Annotated in this window: 14 protein-coding genes; 6 read left to right on the plus strand and 8 right to left on the minus strand. The window is 69.3% G+C overall.

Annotated features, from left to right (window positions below):
• Positions 1-3 precede the first annotated feature (3 nt).
• The 4 genes from C8K30_RS11955 to C8K30_RS11970 form a co-directional block, all read right to left on the minus strand.
• The gene (locus C8K30_RS11955) at positions 4-1629 is read right to left on the minus strand and encodes an extracellular solute-binding protein (RefSeq protein WP_108493140.1); all 1626 of its coding nucleotides are present in this window, start codon (positions 1627-1629) and stop codon (positions 4-6) included.
• 221 nt (positions 1630-1850) lie between these two features.
• Complete coding sequence (locus tag C8K30_RS11960; RefSeq protein ID WP_233257144.1) at positions 1851-2645, minus strand: AraC family transcriptional regulator; 795 nt, start codon at positions 2643-2645, stop codon at positions 1851-1853.
• A gap of 200 nt (positions 2646-2845) precedes the next feature.
• A complete protein-coding gene (locus C8K30_RS11965; RefSeq protein WP_108493142.1) occupies positions 2846-5083 on the minus strand; it encodes a YhgE/Pip domain-containing protein in 2238 nt (745 codons plus the stop codon).
• Positions 5083-7845: an MMPL family transporter gene (locus C8K30_RS11970; RefSeq protein WP_108493143.1), complete on the minus strand. Its 2763-nt coding sequence runs from the start codon at positions 7843-7845 to the stop codon at positions 5083-5085. Before C8K30_RS11970 ends, C8K30_RS11965 begins: the two co-directional genes overlap by 1 nt.
• Before the next feature lie 126 nt (positions 7846-7971).
• On the opposite strand from C8K30_RS11970, the gene C8K30_RS11975 reads away from it, so the two are divergent.
• From C8K30_RS11975 to C8K30_RS11985, 3 genes are all read left to right on the plus strand, one after another.
• Positions 7972-8661: a TetR/AcrR family transcriptional regulator gene (locus C8K30_RS11975; RefSeq protein WP_108493144.1), complete on the plus strand. Its 690-nt coding sequence runs from the start codon at positions 7972-7974 to the stop codon at positions 8659-8661.
• 46 nt (positions 8662-8707) lie between these two features.
• On the plus strand, positions 8708-9679 hold the full coding sequence (locus tag C8K30_RS11980; RefSeq protein ID WP_108493145.1) for an amidohydrolase family protein: 972 nt from the start codon (positions 8708-8710) through the stop codon (positions 9677-9679).
• Between the two features lie 136 nt (positions 9680-9815).
• Positions 9816-10505, plus strand: coding sequence for a TetR/AcrR family transcriptional regulator (locus C8K30_RS11985; protein WP_108493146.1), 690 nt, complete (start codon positions 9816-9818; stop codon positions 10503-10505).
• 33 nt (positions 10506-10538) lie between these two features.
• On the opposite strand, the gene C8K30_RS11990 is transcribed toward C8K30_RS11985, so the two are convergent.
• Positions 10539-11957: a CitMHS family transporter gene (locus C8K30_RS11990; protein ID WP_108493147.1), complete on the minus strand. Its 1419-nt coding sequence runs from the start codon at positions 11955-11957 to the stop codon at positions 10539-10541.
• A 174-nt stretch (positions 11958-12131) separates the two neighbouring features.
• Here C8K30_RS11990 and C8K30_RS11995 point away from each other — a divergent pair, with 174 nt between their 5' ends.
• Together C8K30_RS11995 and C8K30_RS12000 are read left to right on the plus strand one after the other, a co-directional pair.
• The gene (locus C8K30_RS11995; RefSeq protein WP_108493148.1) at positions 12132-13967 is read left to right on the plus strand and encodes an ATP-binding protein; all 1836 of its coding nucleotides are present in this window, start codon (positions 12132-12134) and stop codon (positions 13965-13967) included.
• Positions 13964-14656: a response regulator gene (locus C8K30_RS12000; protein ID WP_108493149.1), complete on the plus strand. Its 693-nt coding sequence runs from the start codon at positions 13964-13966 to the stop codon at positions 14654-14656. The genes C8K30_RS11995 and C8K30_RS12000 overlap by 4 nt, the downstream gene beginning before the upstream one ends.
• Before the next feature lie 131 nt (positions 14657-14787).
• Here the strand turns inward: C8K30_RS12000 and C8K30_RS12005 are convergent, their stop codons facing one another.
• Both C8K30_RS12005 and C8K30_RS30295 read right to left on the minus strand, forming a co-directional pair.
• Positions 14788-16248 carry a M15 family metallopeptidase gene (locus tag C8K30_RS12005; RefSeq protein ID WP_146197445.1) on the minus strand — a complete coding sequence of 487 codons (1461 nt, stop codon included), beginning with the start codon at positions 16246-16248 and terminating at the stop codon, positions 14788-14790.
• An 82-nt stretch (positions 16249-16330) separates the two neighbouring features.
• Positions 16331-16897, minus strand: a complete 567-nt coding sequence (locus tag C8K30_RS30295; RefSeq protein ID WP_146197446.1) for a hypothetical protein — start codon at positions 16895-16897, stop codon at positions 16331-16333.
• 248 nt (positions 16898-17145) lie between these two features.
• Between C8K30_RS30295 and C8K30_RS12010 the strand changes: the two genes are divergently transcribed.
• Positions 17146-17286, plus strand: a complete 141-nt coding sequence (locus C8K30_RS12010) for a hypothetical protein (RefSeq protein WP_233257145.1) — start codon at positions 17146-17148, stop codon at positions 17284-17286.
• Positions 17287-17294: 8 nt separating this feature from the next.
• On the opposite strand, the gene C8K30_RS30685 is transcribed toward C8K30_RS12010, so the two are convergent.
• Positions 17295-17600 (minus strand): hypothetical protein, encoded by a 306-nt coding sequence (locus tag C8K30_RS30685; RefSeq protein WP_158280990.1) that lies wholly within the window; start codon positions 17598-17600, stop codon positions 17295-17297.
• Positions 17601-17613: the final 13 nt, after the last annotated feature.

Here is a 17613-nt window from a genome sequence, read left to right on the forward strand (position 1 = left end):
GGCCTACTTCTGCCTCGCTTCGTCGTAGATCTGTTGCCAGAGCTCGACGTTCTGCGTGCCTCCGAGGGTGTTGACCTGGTCGACGTACTCGTCCCACTGTTCGTCGACGTTGCCGTCCTGCAACCAGCTCGCGGTCATCTGCATCGCGTAGTTGAGCACGTTGGTGGCATTGTTGGCGATCGTGTTCGTGTCTTCTTCAGATGGTCGCGCCCATGGTGGGATGACGTCGTTCTCCCAGTCGATGTTCTGATAGACGTCCTGATAGTTCGCATCCATCTTCTGAAGGCGTGCGATGTTGATCTCGTTCGCCAAGGTGATGTCCGGGCTGATCCAGCCTGCGAATCCGCCCTCAAGGGCTTCCCGGTCGTTGCTGGCCTCCCAGAAGTGATCGGTGACCGTGTAGGTACCGTCGCCGTCGTCGGTGACGAAGCTGGGCATCGTTCCGCGGAACTGCTGCACTGAGATCTCTTCGGAGAACAGCGCGTCGATGACCCGATATGCCGCTTCCTTGTTGGTGGCTGAGCTACTCATGGCGATGTTGCTCGTGAACACGTACGTGTCGGCCGAGGCATCCCACACGACCTCGTCGTCGGCCATGCTCTCGTCTGCCTTGGGGGGTGCGATCGAGATGTACTGGTCCTCGAACTCCGTCCCCAGGTCGCTCGCACCCCAGCCGAAGACCATCCCGACGGTTGGCGTGATGCCGTCGGCCTGGTTCCTGGCGGAGTACTGGGAGCTGTCGGCAGTGAGCGCGTCCTCTGGGATCAGGCCCTCACTCATGAGCTGGTGAAGGAAGCCGATCACCTCCCGGTACTCCTCGGAGACCAGGGCGTTGCGTACCTCGCCGTCCTCGACGTAGATGCCCTGCAGCATCGACCCAGTTGCGAAGTGAGTGGTCAGACCCGCGGAGTTCAGCAGCAGGAACGGGCTGGCGAACCCTCCGAAGGAGTCGATGGAGAGCTGGTTGATGTTGAGTGGAATCTCGTCGGCCTTGCCGTTGCCGTTCGGATCCTGCTCCTTGAACGCCACGAGCATGTCGTGGAGCTCGTCCCAGGTCCGCGGAGGCTCGAGGTCGAGAGCCTCGAGCCAGGTCTTGTTGACGATCATGTACCGGCCGGGAACTTCGTACCCGGCACCCATGTACGAACTGACCGAGAACACCTCGTCGTCGGTTGTTGCCACCGTCTGCCGCGCTGTGGGGACGGTGTCGAAGTACTCCCGCAGGTTCGGCATCTGGTCCAGGTGCGTGCCGAGGTCCTCGAAGTAGGGGTTGCGCTGGGTGTCTTCCACGGAGAACGCACTGATGGAGATGTCCGGCACGTCCTGGGCTGCGAGCATCGCTGCCCTTTGCTCGCCGAATCCGGTTGCGTCGACGCTCTCCCACTCGATCGCGCACTCGCACAGCTCCTCGACCTGTGCGGTCCAGCCCATCTCGGCGACCGGCATCTGGTCGGGGTTCTGGGCGACCAGCACCTGCACGATGGGACGTCCGCTCGCGTCGGTCTTCTCGTCGGCGGCGTCACTGCCGGCGCAGCTCGCCAGGGTGAGGCTGACGGCGCACGCGAGAACGCCGCCGAGTGCGGCGCCCCGGCGGCTGTAGTGCCGGTGCTTCGGGCGGGGTGAGGACATCGTTGTGCTCCCATACGGTCGAGACAGACATGCTGGCGGTGCCGACCGTGCGCTCACGGTCGGTTATCCCATGGCGGCAGGCCGAGGAATGCTCAAGTTCACCAAAGGGCCATCCATCGTTGGAGGGCCGCCTGTCCGATGTTAGGGGGGCGCAGCTCGACGGCAAGGAGGTGCCGATCGGCAGTTAACATCCTGTTAAGGATTGTCCGCAGACGGAGCCATCACGTTGCATCGGGCCGCTGCCTTCGATAGTCGCTGGGGGGACAACCGATCTCCCTGCTGAACGCACGTGAGAATGCGAAGAGGCTGCCGTAGCCACACGCCGCGGCGATCTCCTTGACCGGCAGGTCCGTCTTGACGAGCAGCTCCTGGGCCTGCGACATCTTCGTACGCAGGATGAACCGCTGCGGCGTGACGCCGACGTGCCGCTTGAAGAGGATGAAGAGGTACTCACGGCTGATGAACAGGGCTGAGGCGATGTCGTTGACCGTCAGCCGGTCGGCCACGTGCCTCTCGATGTAGACGACCGCTTTGCGGACCATTGCGTTGTCGGCGTACTCGCCAGGTCTGAGAGCGGCGTGCGAGGACTCTGCGATGATGGCGATCATCTGCAGGAACCAGCTCTGTACGCGCAGCTGGGTGGCCAGCGTGACCTCGCGGACCTGGAGCATGGCCATCACGATGTCCTTGACCGCGGACACGGTGGGCAGCGACAGGACCGGACGCCTTTCGCTGAACCCGCACTGTGCGAGGAGCGCTGGAGCATCGGCACCGGTGAATGCGACCCAGCAGTACGTCCATGGGTCTCGCGGATCGGCGTGGTAGATAGCGCTGATGTCGGCCGGGATGACGAAACACTGGTTCGCGCCGATCTCGAAGTGTTCGTCGTTCATGTAGCAGTGGCCGCGACCGCTCAGCACGAAGTGGACCACGTGGTAATCACGCTTGGGCGCGCTGAGGTCGAACTCAGAGGTGCGCTCTTCGTACCCCGTGAACAAGAACTCCAGGTTCCTCATGGGAACGGTCAGGTCGAGATTCAGCTTCATGACGCGGCCTCACAACCTGATCTGCCCGGCGACTGTTCGTGACCCGTCAGTACGACGCCTCATTCGACAGGCTTGCCTCGCCCGGCGGGTGAAACCGCCCGCCGGGCGACGCGTTCCGGCGCGCCACACCGGTCCAGGTACAGGATCCACCACCAAGGATGGCACGCCGGCTAGACCGCGGCCGCGCCCGGCTGCGGCCGCGCGGCCCGGTCCAGGCGCAGCCGGCGCGGGGTCAGGTACCGCCGGCGGTCGGTCACGATGATCGTCGCCAGGAGCCCGACGGCGAGCCACGCGGCGAGCTCGACGATGCCGGTGACGAGGCCAGTGCTGCCGGTCGCGACGGCGCGCAGCGCGACGATCGCACCGTGCGTGGGCAGGAAGCCCGCGATCGAGTACAGCGGTCCGGGCAGTGTCGACACCACGCCCGTTGCCACGGCGAGGACCGCTATGGCGAGGGAGGCCAGGCGGCCTGCCGGTCCGAAGATCGCGGCGAGCGCCTGGTTGAGGGCCACGAACGTGCCGGCGGCGAGCAGCGCGACCAGCAGGAAGCCGGCCGCCGCCGTCGCGTGCAGGTCCAGCACCGGGACCGCGATGACCGAGATGACGGCGGCCGCGCTCGCCCCGGCGATCGCGCCGGGTGCGGCGGCGCGCACGGTGATGCGCCAGGTCGGCTCGCGCGAGGTGAGGATCCCGGCCGGCACGGGGCGGGTGACGAGGTAGGTCACCAGCGCCAGGGCCCACAGCGCGAGCGCGGCGAACAGGGTGATCGACAGGACCCCGAACGGGGTGGAGAGGATGTTCGCCACTGTCGGGCTCGACGCGACGGCCGACAGGTGGTCCTTCTCCTTGTCGGTGTACGTCGGCACCTGGTCGACGGCGTCGGCGAGCCCGTCGGCGAGCTGCTGTGCGCCGTCGTCGACGTCGCGGGCGCCGTCGGCGAGCTGCCGGGAGCCGCTGCTCAGGTCGTCCGCGCCCGCGGACAGCTCGCTCGCGCCGTCGGCGACCTGGTGCGCGGCCTCGTTCGTCTGCCGGACGCCGCTGTCGAGCTCGCTCGCCCCGGAGGCGACCTGCTGGGCGGCGGAGTCGACCTGCCGCGCACCGGCGGCGACGTCCTGCGCGCCCGAGTTGACCTCGCGTGCGCCGCTCGCGGCCGAGGCGATGCCGGCGGCCAGGTCGACGGACTGGGCGGCGAGCTCGGCGTTGCCGTCGGCGACCTGGCGGCTTCCGGTGGCCAGGGCCTCGACGCTGTCCCGCGCGGAAACGATGTCGCCGCGCACCTGTACCTTGCCGTCGTCGAGCCGCTGCGCGTCGGACTCGGCCTCGTCGGCGGCGCGCTCCAGGTCCGCGCAGAAGTCCGGGTCTGCCGCGATCCGGTCGGCGCACTCGTCGGCGAGACGGCGGAGCTCGGCGGCGCCGTCCTGCGCGTCCGGGAGCCGGTCGATGCCGCTGATCGCGCTGTTCGCCAGCGGGACCACCCGGTCGGCGAGCTGCTCGTTGCCGTCGGCGACCTGGTCGGCACCGCTGGCGAGCTGCTGCGTCGCCGCGGGGAGCCGCGCGGTCTGCCGCGCGGCCGTGTCGAGCCCGGACGAAAGCTCCGCCGTGCCGTCGGCAAGCTGAGCGGAACCGTCGGCCAGCTCGCCGGTCCCGTCGGCCAGCTGGGCGGCGCCGTCCGCGAGCTGGGCGGACCCGTCGGCCAGCTGCGCGGTCCCGTCCGCGAGCTGGGCGGACCCGTCGGCCAGCTCGCCGGCGCCGTCCGCCAGCTCCCCGGCGCCGTCGGCCAGCTCGTCGGCGCCGTCGACGAGGTCGGAGGTGCCGTCGGCCAGCTGGTCGGCGCCGTCCGACGCCTGCTGCAGCTGGTCGTGCATGGTGTTGAAGCCGGCGTAGATGTTGTCGAGGTAGGTCTCGACGATGGTCTGGTTCAGGGCGTCCTGCATGTCGGTGGCAACGCCGCCGGCCAGGTGCGGGTCCGCGACGCCGGCCGCCGAGGTGGTCTCGACGTCCAGGCCGGCGCGGACGGCGTCGAGCGGGTCGTCCTCGGTCGCGGCCGAGGTGGCCTTGGCGGAGAAGTCCTCCGGGATGGTGACGACGGCGGCGTAGGACCCGTCGTCGAGCCCGTCCTGCGCGTCGTCGGCGTCGGTGAGCACCCAGTCGTACGCGGAGTCCTCGTCGTGGGTGAGGTCTCCGGCGAGCGTGCGGCCGAGCGGGATCGTCTGCCCCTCGACCTTGACCGGCTCGTCGTTGTTCACGACGGCGGCCTGGGCCGTCCCGTGGTCGGTCTCGGGGGACCAGAACGCCCAGGTGAGCAGGCCCATGACCACCAGCGGGACGGCGACGAGCGCGGTCCAGGTACGCCAGGTGAGCGGGCGGGTCGTCAGGGCTCTGGCGGAGGTGGCGAACGGCTTGATCATCACAGGACCTCTGCGGGGCGATGGGTCATGGCGTACAGCTGGGTGGCGCCGAGCGGGAGCAGGTCGGCGACCCGGTCGGGGTCCTGGCAGGCCAGGACGAACGTGGCGGGCAGCCCCGTGGCGGTGACGCGGGTGGCGAGCTGCTCGCGCAACCGGGCGCGCGCGTCGGAGCGGAGCACGAGGTCGGCGTCGTCGACCAGGATCAGGGCGACGCCGTCGGCGAGCGCCTGGGCGACCCGTCCCGCGGGGTCGAGGTCGTCACGGCCGTCGACGACGGCGATCTCGGGCCGCAGGGCGTGCACGTGCTGCGGCAGCACGTGCCCCAGCACCTTCAGGTCGCCGCGGTGCGTGGTGACGCGTCCGGCGAGCGACAGCAGCAGCGCCGTCTTGCCGACCGCGCCGGACCCGTGCAGGACGAGCACCTCGCCGCGGGGCACGTGCAGCTCGACGTCGCGGTAGACGGGGCGTCCTCGGTCGTCGTCCAGGGCCAGTGCGTGCGCGCTGATCACCTCGTCGCTGCCAGGAGCGGGCCAGTTGGCCAGGCGGAGCTCGTGCAGGAGCCCGTCGCCCTCGGCGTCGAACACGGGCAGATGCCGGTCCAGCGCGGGCGGCAGCCCCCAGGCCCGGTCGCCCAGCAGCGCGAGGACGGCGGGGACGAGGGTCATGCGCACGAGGAACGCGTCGACGAATACGCCCACCGCCAGGGCGAACGCGATCGGCTTGATGGTCGCGCTGCCCTCTGGGACGAACGCCGCGAAGACCCCGAACATGATGAGCGCGGCCGCGACGACGACGCGGGAGGCCGAGACGAAGCCCTCCTCGATCGCCTCGTGCGCGTCGCCGTGGTGCGCGTAGTGCTCGCGGATCCGCGAGACGAGGAAGACCTCGTAGTCCATCGCGAGGCCGAACAGGACGCCCATGAGGATGATCGGCAGGAAGCTGATGACGCTGCCGACGTGGGCGACGTTGAACAGGTCGGCGCCGTGCCCCTGCTGGAAGACGAGCGACGTCATGCCGAAGGCCGCGCCGACCGACAGCAAGTAGCCGAAGGTCGCCTTGACCGGCACCCAGACGGAGCGGAACACCATGGCCAGCAGCACCAGCGAGAGCCCGACGACGAGCAGGCCGAACGGGACCAGGGCCGCGCCCAGCTGGGTGGACACGTCGATGCCGACGGCGGTGATGCCCGTGACCGCGGTAGCGGTGTCGTACTTGTCGAGCCAGTGCTGCTCCTGGTCCCGGATCCGTTCCACCAGCGCGTCGGTGCGGGCGTCGTCGGGCGCCGTGGTGGGGACGACCTGGATGATGCCCGTGTCGCCCTTCTCGTTGGGCGTGGCGAGCGGCACGAGCGCGACGCCGGGGATGTCGCGGATCTCGTCGGCGATGTCGTCGACCAGGCCGACGGGGTCCGTGGACTGGATGACGTCGGCGGTGACGATGAGCGGGCCGTTGTAGCCGGCGCCGAAGTGCTCGGCCACGACGTCGTAGGTCTCGCGTGCCACCGAGCCGTGCTCCTCGCTCCCGTTGTCGGGCAGCGCGAGCCGCAGGTCGGCCGCGGGCAGGGCCGCGGCGCCGAGCCCGATGACGACGACGGCGACCGTGATCAGCGGCTTGCGGGTCACGAAGCGGACCCATGGCCGGGCGACCCGGGGCTTGCGGAGCCGGAGGCGCCGCCGTCGTCCGGTCTTCTCCGCCGCGGCTGCCTTCGGCACCTCCTGCACCTTCTGCGCCTTCGGCGTCTTCGGCACCAGGCGGGTCCCGGCGAAGGACAGGAGCGCGGGCACGAACGTCTCGGCGACGCACACCGCGACGGCGACGCCGAAGGCGGCGGCCACGCCCATGGTCGTCAGGAACGGGATTCCCGCGACCGACAGGCCGAGCAGCGCGATGACGACGGTCAGCCCGGCGAAGACCACCGCCGACCCGGCGGTGGCGGTGGCCCGCGCGATCGACTCCTCGACCTCGAGGCCCTCGGCGAGCTGGTCACGATGTCGGGACAGCAGGAAGAGCGCGTAGTCGATGCCGACCGCGAGGCCGAGCATCACGGCGAGCATGGGGGCGGTCGAGGAGACCGGCACGAAGATCGTGGCCAGGTAGACCACGGCCACGGAGACGCCAACGCCCAGCACGGCCGTGACCAGCGGCATCACCGCGGCGATCAGCGACCGGAACATCAGCAGCAGCACGAACAACGCGATGACCAGGCCGACGGCCTCAGTCGGGCTCAGTTTGGGCACCTTGTTGGAGAACGCGTCACCGCCGGTGTAGACCTCGGCGCCGTCGCCTACTTGGCCGGCCAGGTCGTCCGCGATCCCGGTCAGGTCCGACTTCGTCTCGGCGGTGACCTGGGCCAGGTCCACGCTGAGCGGGATCGCGATGATCGCCGCCCTGCCGTCGTCGGAGACCGCGCCGTCGACGTCGTCACTGAACGGGTCGGAGACCAGAGCGACCTGCGGCACGTCCTCGATGCGGTCGACGGCGTCCGCCACGGCCTTGCGGGTATCGGCGGTGTCGACCTCCTCACCCTCCGGCACCAGCAGGACCAGCTGCGCCGACGTGCCGCTGACCTCGGGAAAGACGTGGCCGAGGTGGTCAAGGGCGTCCTGCGACTCCGAGCCCGGGATCGCGAAGGTGTCATCGGTGCCCTCGTTCAGGAGAACCGTCGCGGTGCCGCACACGAGCAGCGCCACGAGCCACGCGACGACGACGAGCGCGCGGCGCCGCGCCGCGGCACGGCCGAGCCGGTAGAGGAATGACGACACACGGGCCTCCTGAAGCGCTGAACGATACGTAGTGCATCCTCGATGCGTGTTGTATCGTAATACACAGTGTATCGAGTTGAGCAACTGTTCGCACCAGGAGCCATGCCGAGAGAAGGGAGATCAGCCATGCAGGTCCCGCCGGCGGACGATCGCCCGGACGCCCCGCAGTCGGACGGTCCCCGGAACGTCGCGCCGTCGAAGCGGCGGCTGGAGACGCGCGCCCGGCTGGTCCAGGCCGCCTACGACGTCTTCGCCGAGGTGGGCATCCACGACGCCTCGATCGAGCTCGTCTGCGAACGCGCCGGCTTCACCCGCGGCGCCTTCTACTCGAACTTCACCTCGAAGGAGGAGTTGTTCCTGGCGACGTACGAGGTGCAGATGGCAGCACGCGCGCGGCGCCTGGCCGGGGCCGTCGAGTCCGCTCTCGGAGACGTCCGGGAGGGCGATCCGGCGCGCGCGACCGACGTCGGCATGCGGGTCGCCGTCCTGTTCACCGAGGCGCTCACCGCCGACGTCACCTGGTACCTCGTCAACAGCGAGTTCCGCGCCCAGGCGCTGCGACGTGCGGAACTGCACGGACCCACCGCCGAGGTGGAGGAGCGGTTCGAGCGCGCGTTCGCCGAGCTCCTGGCCGAGGTCGTCGGCCACCTCGGCCTCCGGCTGCGGGTCGAGCCCCGCCAGGCGGCGGTCCTCCTGATCAAGCTGTACGAGGCGCTGCTCGAACGCGCCCTGCTCCGGGAGACGCCGCAGCCTGCGGACCCCGGCGCGATGTCGGACGCGCTCGCCCGCGTCCTGGCCGTGCTGACTACCCCCTGACCGACCCGTCCGTCCCGTCCGACAACCCCTCACGAAGGACCTGCCCATGAGCCGCGCACGCCGCATCGACACGCACCAGCACCTGATCCCCCCGCGCTACGCGGACTGGATGCACGACAAGGGCATCCGCCCCGGCGGGATCGACCTGCCCGCATGGTCCGAGAGCTCAGCGTTGTGGTTCATGGACGGGCACGGGATACAGACCGGGATCCTGTCCCTGTCGACCCCCGGCGTCTGGTTCGGCGACGACGCCGAGGCCCGGCGGTGGGCGCGCGAGGTCAACGAGTACGGCGCGAGCCTGGTCCGACGTCGGCCCGACCGGTTCGGCCTCTTCGCCACCCTCACGCTGCCCGACGTCGAGGGCGCCCTCGCCGAGGCGGAGTACGCCCTCGACGAGCTGCACGCCGACGGGATCGTCCTGCTCGCCAACAACGACGGCCGCTACCTCGGCGACCCCGGGTTCGCGCCCCTCCTGGACCTGCTGAACCGGCGCAAGGTGACGGTCTTCGTGCACCCGGGAGAGCTACCCGCCCCGGAAGTTCCCGGCATCCCGACCTTCACCGCCGACTTCCTGCTGGACACGACGCGCACCGCGACGAGCCTGATCCTGTCCGGCGCCATGGACCGCTACCCCGACATCAAGTTCATCCTCGCGCACGCGGGAGGGTTCGTCCCGTACATCTCGTACCGCATCCTGCTGACGATGCTCAGCCAGAAGAACAAGGCTCAGCAGGCGTGGGCGATCCTCGACCAGCGGCACCAGGTGCCGAAGCTGATGGAGGTCTTCAAGCGCTTCTACTACGACATCGCACTCTCGGCGAGCCCCGCGGCCCTGCCGAGCCTGCTCGAGGTGGCAGCGCCGGACCACATCACCTACGGCAGCGACTACCCGTTCGCTCCCCCGCCAGCGATCCGATTCCTCAACGGGCAGTTCGAGAAGTACCCGCTGGACGCGGCCCTCCGGGACGCGATCGACCGGGGCAACAGCGAAGCCCTCTTCCCCCGGCTCAAGGCCTGACGCCGGTCGCGGACCGGCCCGAGCGCTCTCCCACCACGTAAGGGCGTCACGAGCGGGTGGAAGCCTTGGATACGCTTTGTATCGGCCGCCGCGAAAGCGGCTCGTCGACCCGAAGTGCCGTGAAGTGAGGAGAAACATGCAGTCCACGGACTCAGAGGCCACCTCGAAGGGGCTGACGCGCAGGCGTGCCGAGACGCGCCAGCGACTGATCGACGCCGCCTACGAGGTGTTCGCCGAGGACGGGATTCGCGATGCCCCGGTCGAGCTGATCTGCGAGCGGGCCGGCTACACCCGCGGGGCCTTCTACTCGAACTTCGGGTCCAAGGAAGAGATCTTCCTGGCCATGTACGAGATCCAGATGTCGGCTCGAGCCACGCGGCTCGCGGAGGGCACCGAGTCCGCACTCAAGGCGGTCAGCGCTTCGGACCCCGAACGCGCCGACAAGGTCGTCGCGCTGATCGCCGCCCAGTTCGTCGAGGGCCTCGCCGACGACGTGCGCTGGTACCCCGTCTTCGCCGAGTTCCGCGCCCAGGCGCTCCGGAGACCCGAGCTGCGCGCGCCGACGGCGGCGGCCGAGGCCCGGTTCGAGGCCGCGCTGGCCGCCGCGCTGCAGACCGCTGCCCGGGCCCTCGATCTGCGGTTCGCGGTGGACGAGAACTACCTCGCGATCGTCGTACGTTCGATGTACGAGGCGTTGCTGACCCGGATGCTGCTGCACGAGACGCCGGCCGGCGGAGCCGAGGAAATGGCACGGTCTCTCGCCGACCTGGTGCTCGGCGTGAGCACGTCGCAGAACACCGAGGCCGACGAGGCGGCGGCCCAGTAGAGCCGTCGCCCCCGGGCCGGGTTCTGTTGTCGCTCAGCCGATGCCGATCGAACCGATAGCGATACCGACCACGAGCATCGCCAGCGCCACCACAACCGCCCGCCACAGCACCTTCTTGTGGTGGTCGCCGAGGTTCACCCCGGCGAGCGAGATCAGCAGCAGGATGGCGGGCACCAGCGGGCTCTGCATGTGCACGACCTGGCCGGTGATCGAGGCGCGGGCCATGTCGACGGGGTCGATGCCAAAGGCGGCGGCGCTCTCGGTGAGCACAGGAAGGATGCCGAAGTAGAAGGCGTCGTTCGAGAGGAAGAAGGTCATCGGAATGCTCAGCAGCCCCGTGATCACCGCCGAGTACGCCCCGAGCTCGGCGGGGATGCTGCCCGCCACCCACGCGGCCATGGCGTCCACCATTCCCGTGCCCTCGAGCACTCCGATCAGCACGCCGGCCGCGAGCACCATCGAGACCACGCCGACGATCGACGGGGCGTGTGCGACGATGCGCTGCGCCTGGTCGGAGACCCGGGGGAAGTTCACGATGATGGCCGCCGCGCTCGCGGCCATGAACACGTAAGCCAGCGGTAGCACGTCGGCGACGAGCAGCGCCATCACGGCGACCGTGAGTACGAGGTTGAACCAGAACAGCTTCGGGCGCAGAGTCGGCCGCTGCGGGTCGAGCATGCTGTCCGCCATCGCGGTGTCGGCGGGATTCACGAGGGTGCGGATGGCGCCGGTCGAGATGCGCTCGACCTGGGTGGCGGTGCGTCCGGTGCCCCGCGGGCCGATCGTCCCGGATGCCGAGGAGCCCGACCCGTTCACGCCCTCCCAAGGAAGGTCGATCGAGCCGAGCCGACGCCGCTCGAGCAGGCCGAGGTGCCACGAGAACACGAAGATCACGGCGAGCCCGACCAGCAGCGACGGCACCATCGGCACGAACACGTCGCTCGGCGACAGGTTCAGGGCCGCTGCGGCACGAGCGGTCGGCCCGCCCCAGGGCAGGATGTTCATGGCGCCGTTCGCGAGGCCGGCGACGCACGTGAGCACCACGGGGCTGAGCCCGAGTCGCAGGTAGATCGGCAGCATGGCGCTCGTCACCACGATGAAGGTGGTCGAGCCGTCGCCGTCGAGCGAGATCACCGCGGCGAGGAGGGCAGTGCCCACGACGACCTTCACCGGGTCGTGGCCAACCACGCGCAGGATGACGCGCACGAGTGGATCGAACAGCCCCACGTCGATCATCAGGCCGAAGTAGATGATGGCGAACATCAGCAGGGCGGCCGTGGGAGCGAGACCGCCGATCGCGTCCATCGCCATGTCGCCGATCCCGAGACCGGCACCGGCGAAGAGCCCGAAGATCGTGGGAACGATGATCAGCGCCAGTACCGGTGTCATCCGCTTGGTCATGATCAGCACCATGAAGGTGGCGACCATTCCGAATCCGAGCACTACAAGCACGGGAGACTCCTTTGTCTGGGCGGCCGGGACGGCACGGGTGTGCGATGTTCAGGTCACCCTAGGAACGTGTCGGGGGGCGCCGCGCGCTACTGCGCGTTGTGGCCGAATACTGCACAGAACCCGTTCTGCGCATTCTGCTCACTCAACGTCCGCGCGCGTGGATAGCATGCGAGCATGGCGACGGCGCATCCGCATCGGCGGCCCCCACGGGCAGAGGGGGTCGCGCCCGCTGCGGGCGAGGGGCGGTCCGGTCCCTCGGCCAAGCGCTTCACCGCCCAGGTGAATCGCTCGATCGTGGCGGCGATGATCGTGGTCTCGCTCGTCACGCTCGGGCTGTTCACCCTCACGGGGCTCAACCGGCTCGTTCAGCAGACCCAGGAGTCAGCGCTGCGCATCGCGCAGACCGTTGCGCAGACCCCCGATGTCCGGGCGGGCGCCGAGGAGGAGTCGGAGCGACAGCCGCCGTCGAGCGACGCCGAGCTCGTGGCCGGGACCCTCGACGACTACGCCCGCGAGGTGGAGCGCCGCACCGGCGCGCTGTTCGTGGTGGTCACCGACGACACGGGACGGCGCCTCGCGCACCCGAACCCCGCCGAGATCGGCGACCCCGTGTCGACCAGCCCTGATGCCGCCCTGCGCGGCGAGGAGACGGTGAGCTGGGAGCGCGGGACCCTGGGCTACTCGGCGCGGGCCAAGGTTCCGGTGCACGGACTCGACGATCCCGACGCGATAGTGGGCGAGGTGAGCGTCGGCCTGCCGCCTGCCGAGGTGTTGTCGACAGTGCTGGCCGACGCCGTTCCGGTGGCCCTCTCGACGGCGCTGGCGCTCACGGTCGGCGGACTGCTCGCGCGGTTCATCACGCGACGGCTGCGCGAGAAGACGCTCGGGCTCCAGCCCGAAGAGCTGCTCGAGCTCGTCCACGACCAGCAGGCCGTGCTGCAGGGAGTCGACGACGGCGTGATCGGGCTGTCGGGTGACGACGTCGTGACGGTGTGCAACGATCGCGCGGCGGCGCTGCTGGGCCTCGTCGATGCGGTGGGGCACCAGGTCGACGAGGCGATTCCGGATGCGGGCGTGCTCGAGCGGATCAGGAGTGCTCGTTTCGTGGCGTCGCCGGCCCACGGTCAGGCCGCCGATGCGGTGGCGCACGACGTGCCGCCCGCCGCTCCGCTCGTCGTGAACGGACGACTCGTCTATGTCGACGTGCACGAGGTGCGGCGCGAAGGCCGGCTGCTCGGGCGAGTGGTGATAGTGCGCGACGTCACGACGGTCGAAGACCTGTCCCGCCGACTCACCGCGGTCGGCACCCTGGCCAGCGCACTCCGGGAGCAGCGGCACGAGTTCGCCAACCGCATCCACGTCGTGACCGGGCTGGTGCGGGCGGGAGACACGGCTGAAGCCCTCGACTACCTCGACCGCATCGGCGAGCACGGCCCGGTGCGCTTCCCGATCGAGAACGCGGGCCTCGTCCGAGAGCCATACCTGCAGGCCTTCCTGGGGGCGAAGGCGCTAGAGGCCGAAGCCCGGGGAGTGACACTGCGCATCGGTCCCGACGCCGACGTGAGCGGGTCGCTCCTGCACCCCGAAGACGTCACCACCGTGCTCGGCAACCTCGTGGACAACGGCATCGCGGCGGCGGTGACCTCGGCGCGAGCTCCCCGCTGGGTCGAGGTGGAGGCACTCCGGCACGGCGGTGAGCTCCATCTGTCGGTCATGGACTCCGGCGACGGTACGGTGGGCGATCCGTTCGCGGCGGAGGCGCGACCTGCTCAAGCCCCGCAAGCGGGCGAAGCGACGCCGCCCACCGGGGACGCGCGGGAGTCTCCGGTGCCGAGAGACCCCGGCGTTGCCGAGCCCGCGCACGGTCACGGCATCGGGCTGCGCCTGTCGGCCGAGGTGGCGCGGCGACACGGCGGCGAGCTGAGGCTCGCCATGGGCGGCACAGAGCACCACGGCGCGGTCTTCGTGGCCCGCCTCGAGCACCAGTTCGAAGAGGAGGACGGCCGATGAGCGCGGCGAACGATGCGGGTTCCGCGGTCCGATTCCGGGTAGTGGTGGTCGACGACGACTTCCACGTGGCCCGGCTGCACACGCGCATCGTGGAGTCGGTCGAGAGCTTCGGGGTGATCGCGACCGCGGGAACGGCGGCACAGGCGGCCGCGGTGATCGACGCCGAGCATCCGGACCTCGTGCTGGCCGACATCTACCTCCCCGACGGCTCCGGGCTCGACCTCATCGCCCGGCGGGACGTCGACGCCATCGTGCTCTCGGCTGCCGCCGCCACCGCGGCGGTGCGCAAGGCCCTTCAGCGCGGGGCGTTCGGCTACCTCATCAAACCCTTCGCCGACGACGCGCTCGCCGAGCTGCTCCGCGCCTATGGTCGGTACCGCAACCTGCTCGACTCCCGGTCCGAGCTCGACCAGGAGGCGGTCGACCGCGCCCGTCGAGTGCTCCACGGTTCGGGTGGCCGCGATACCGCCTCACGCCGCTCTCCCACCGAGACCGCGGTGCTCGGGGCACTCGCCGAGGCGGGGGCGGCACTCTCGGCTCCGATGGTCGCCGATCGGGTGGGAATCTCGAGGGCGACGGCCCAGCGCTACCTCTCGGCCCTCGCCCACCAGGGACATCTCGTGGTGGAGCTGCAATACGGCTCGACCGGCCGCCCCGAGCACCGCTACCGCACGGCGGGGCGCACGTAGGATCGCCGACGACTTCCTGGCGAACCGACGGCGCGCTGCCGCAGGTCAACGCCACTCGGCAGCACTGACCTGGCGGGATGCCGCCGCGACAGGCCCGAACGATTCCACACGGACACCGTGCGTCTGGAATGTCAGTAGCTGTTGGGTGCCTGGACGGACTGCCAGTGCCACGGCTCCGGGTTGCGCCCGGACGGCTCGGCGAACGGGGGGTGCACCCAGCCGTAGGCCTCGGCGTTGACCTTGAGCCAGTCGTACTGGGCCGATCCGAACGTCTGCACCCCACCGCCGATGTCGATCGCCAGGCCCGTGCCGTGGTTGGAACAACCCGGCGGGGCCGCAGTGTCGGACGACGGGTCGTACAGCGCCTCCTGCTGCTCGTAGGTGCGGTAGGAGGAGTTGACAGTCAGGTTCACGCCGAACTCCGCCGCATAGGCGGCGTTCAGCTCGGCCAGATCGCCGACGACGTCCGCCCGTACGTAGTGACCCGGAGCGAACGGGATCTCCGCCAGCTCCGACCAGGACAGGTGCCCGTTCTCGGCGGACCACACCTGGTCAGGCTCGGGGCATGTGGCGGCCGGAACGGTGTCGGTGTCGTCGGTCGTGCCCGTGTCGTCGCCCGGGTCAGCGCCGGTGTCGTCCGCACCCGGGTCGGTGGCGTCAGCCTCGGCCTTTGCCGCATCGTCCGCTGCCTCCGCCGTCACCGCGGCGGCGGCCTCCTCGATACCGGCGGTCGCCTCGATCAGGGCCTTGGTCAGCCGGCCGGCGTCGCCGAGCACGTCGGCGCTCGCCTCCGATGCCGCGCCGGCCTTGGCGGTGCCAGCCTGTGCCGTCGCAGCGGGAGATGCGTCCACCTGGGCACCTACCGCGGCCTGGGCGTCCGCCGCCCGTCCGAGCAGCGCGTCCGCCTGGGCGGTCAGATCGCCCGCGTCGTCCAGCGCGGCGCGCAGGGCGTCCCGCCCGGCCGCATCTGCAGCCGACTCCGCGTGAACCTGCTCGCCGTCGACCAACGCCGTCTTCAGACCGTCCCGGGCCGCTTCCAGCCCGGAAGCGGCTCGGGCCAACCGGGCCTGCCGCCCCGAGGCGACGACAGCACCGGTCGCCTCACGCAGCGCGGCGGTCACCGCGGGCACGTCGTCGTCGAGCGCGTCGCTCGCCTTCAGCAGCGCGGTGGCCTCGGCCTCCGTGCCCGACGGCGACGTGGTCACCGACTCCAGGGACGTCACCACCCGCTCGGCGTCCTCGATCGCCGTGCTGAGCGCACGACGCGCGGACTTGGCGGCGGCCTTGCCGTCCGGGCTCTCGAGCACGGCCCGGGCATCGTCCAGATCAGTGGCGAGGCCCGTCTGGAGCGAAGCGCTTTCGGTGATCGCCGCCTGCGCCCCGGCCACCGCGGACGGCGGATCGGTCGCCTCCGGCTCGAACACGTCGAGCGCGTAGGCGCTTCCGACCGCGACGACCATGGTCATCGCGGCGGCGACGATGCCGATCGTCCACCGCTTGCGCCTCCGCTCCGAGGCGCGCTTGCCCCGCCGGGGCCGCGGCGACATTCGAGGCGCCGGCGGCTCGGGCCAGAGCGGGGTCTGGGTCAGCACCGACGGAATCTACCGTCGGTGCGAGGCTGATGCGAAGGTTGCATGGGGTGAATCTTCTTCGTTCCAATCCCACTAGCCTTGGCTACACGACGGGACCAAAGAGCTTTACTCGCTCGCAAGCTCCATCAAGCATCGAAACAGCCATCGGTTTGTGGTGCGATCGGAGCTCACCAAGCAGATCCTCTGCAAGGTTCTGGCAGATTTCGATGAAGTCGATGCCGTCAGCCTTTTTTCGATCCAATCGCATCAGACACTCCGATGGAAACTCATCCGCCAAGCGTGTGATCCTCTCGAGGAGATCTTTCACGTCGGTCCTAGGCGATCCCATGCCCACGGACAAGGTATGCAGCCCACACAGACCATGCAACAGATCCCAGCGATCCAGCTCTCGCCCTTCGCCAACAATCCGGTTGTCGATGGGCCAGGTTGAGAGCGTTGCAAAGTCGCACCGAAACTTTGCTTGCGCTGAATCTATGGCAGGACACACGATCCAGCTCGATTCGCCCTGGTCGAATCTCTCCAACTCCGCGCGGAAGAGTTCCGGACCCCCTCCATCACAGTCCCGTTCGCCGATCGCTCGCAGGGAAATGGTTAGGTCACTCCAAGACATCGGAACACCAACCCTGTCGATCACGGCAGCTAGAGCCACTCGGTTCACCCTCGCTAACTCCGATCTTCACTTGCGATGCTCCAAGGATGTCCCGCACATCGAGCCACCACACCTCCGGCGCCGAAATGGACCTGGAGACACCTCCGGAACGCTCTCGTCCAGATGGCGCCCCACCTCCGGTGCAGCAGCCCGAGCCCACACACCGCCGCCCGGATGAACGGCGCCCTTGTCGGTTGGTGCCGGTCCGCACCAACGCCGACAAGGAGTGAAACCGCAAGATCGCGTCGATGCGCGCACCGGTCGAGCGGACCGTCGCTCACCTCAAGCAGTGGAAGATCCTGTCCACCGGCTACCGCGGACGCCTGACCGAACCACCAAGCGTGATCCACATGATCACCAACCTCGAGTTCTACCGCCAAGCCACGTGAATGACGCTCTAAGGCAGGAACCAGGTTCTCAAACTGGTGAACAACCCAACTATGGCCCTCGCGAACAGGCGAAGCATCCTGAGAAACGAGAATCCTGAACGATACGCTTCGACGACGACCCCAAAGGCCACAAAGGCTGCCGCAACGAGAAGTAGCACGAGAGCCGCTAATTCCACGCGCGACGGAATATCAACTAACCAGCGCAGACCAAGTGTCACCATGGAAACAGTGCCGAGAGCAAATCCAGATCTGGACCAGGCGTTCAGCTTAATCCGATCGAAGTCGTCGCTCGACTTGCGAGTAGGCTCGTTCACGACTGGCAATATA

Origin of the sequence: Promicromonospora sp. AC04 (assembly GCF_003058225.1) — a bacterium.
GTDB lineage: Bacteria > Actinomycetota > Actinomycetes > Actinomycetales > Cellulomonadaceae > Promicromonospora.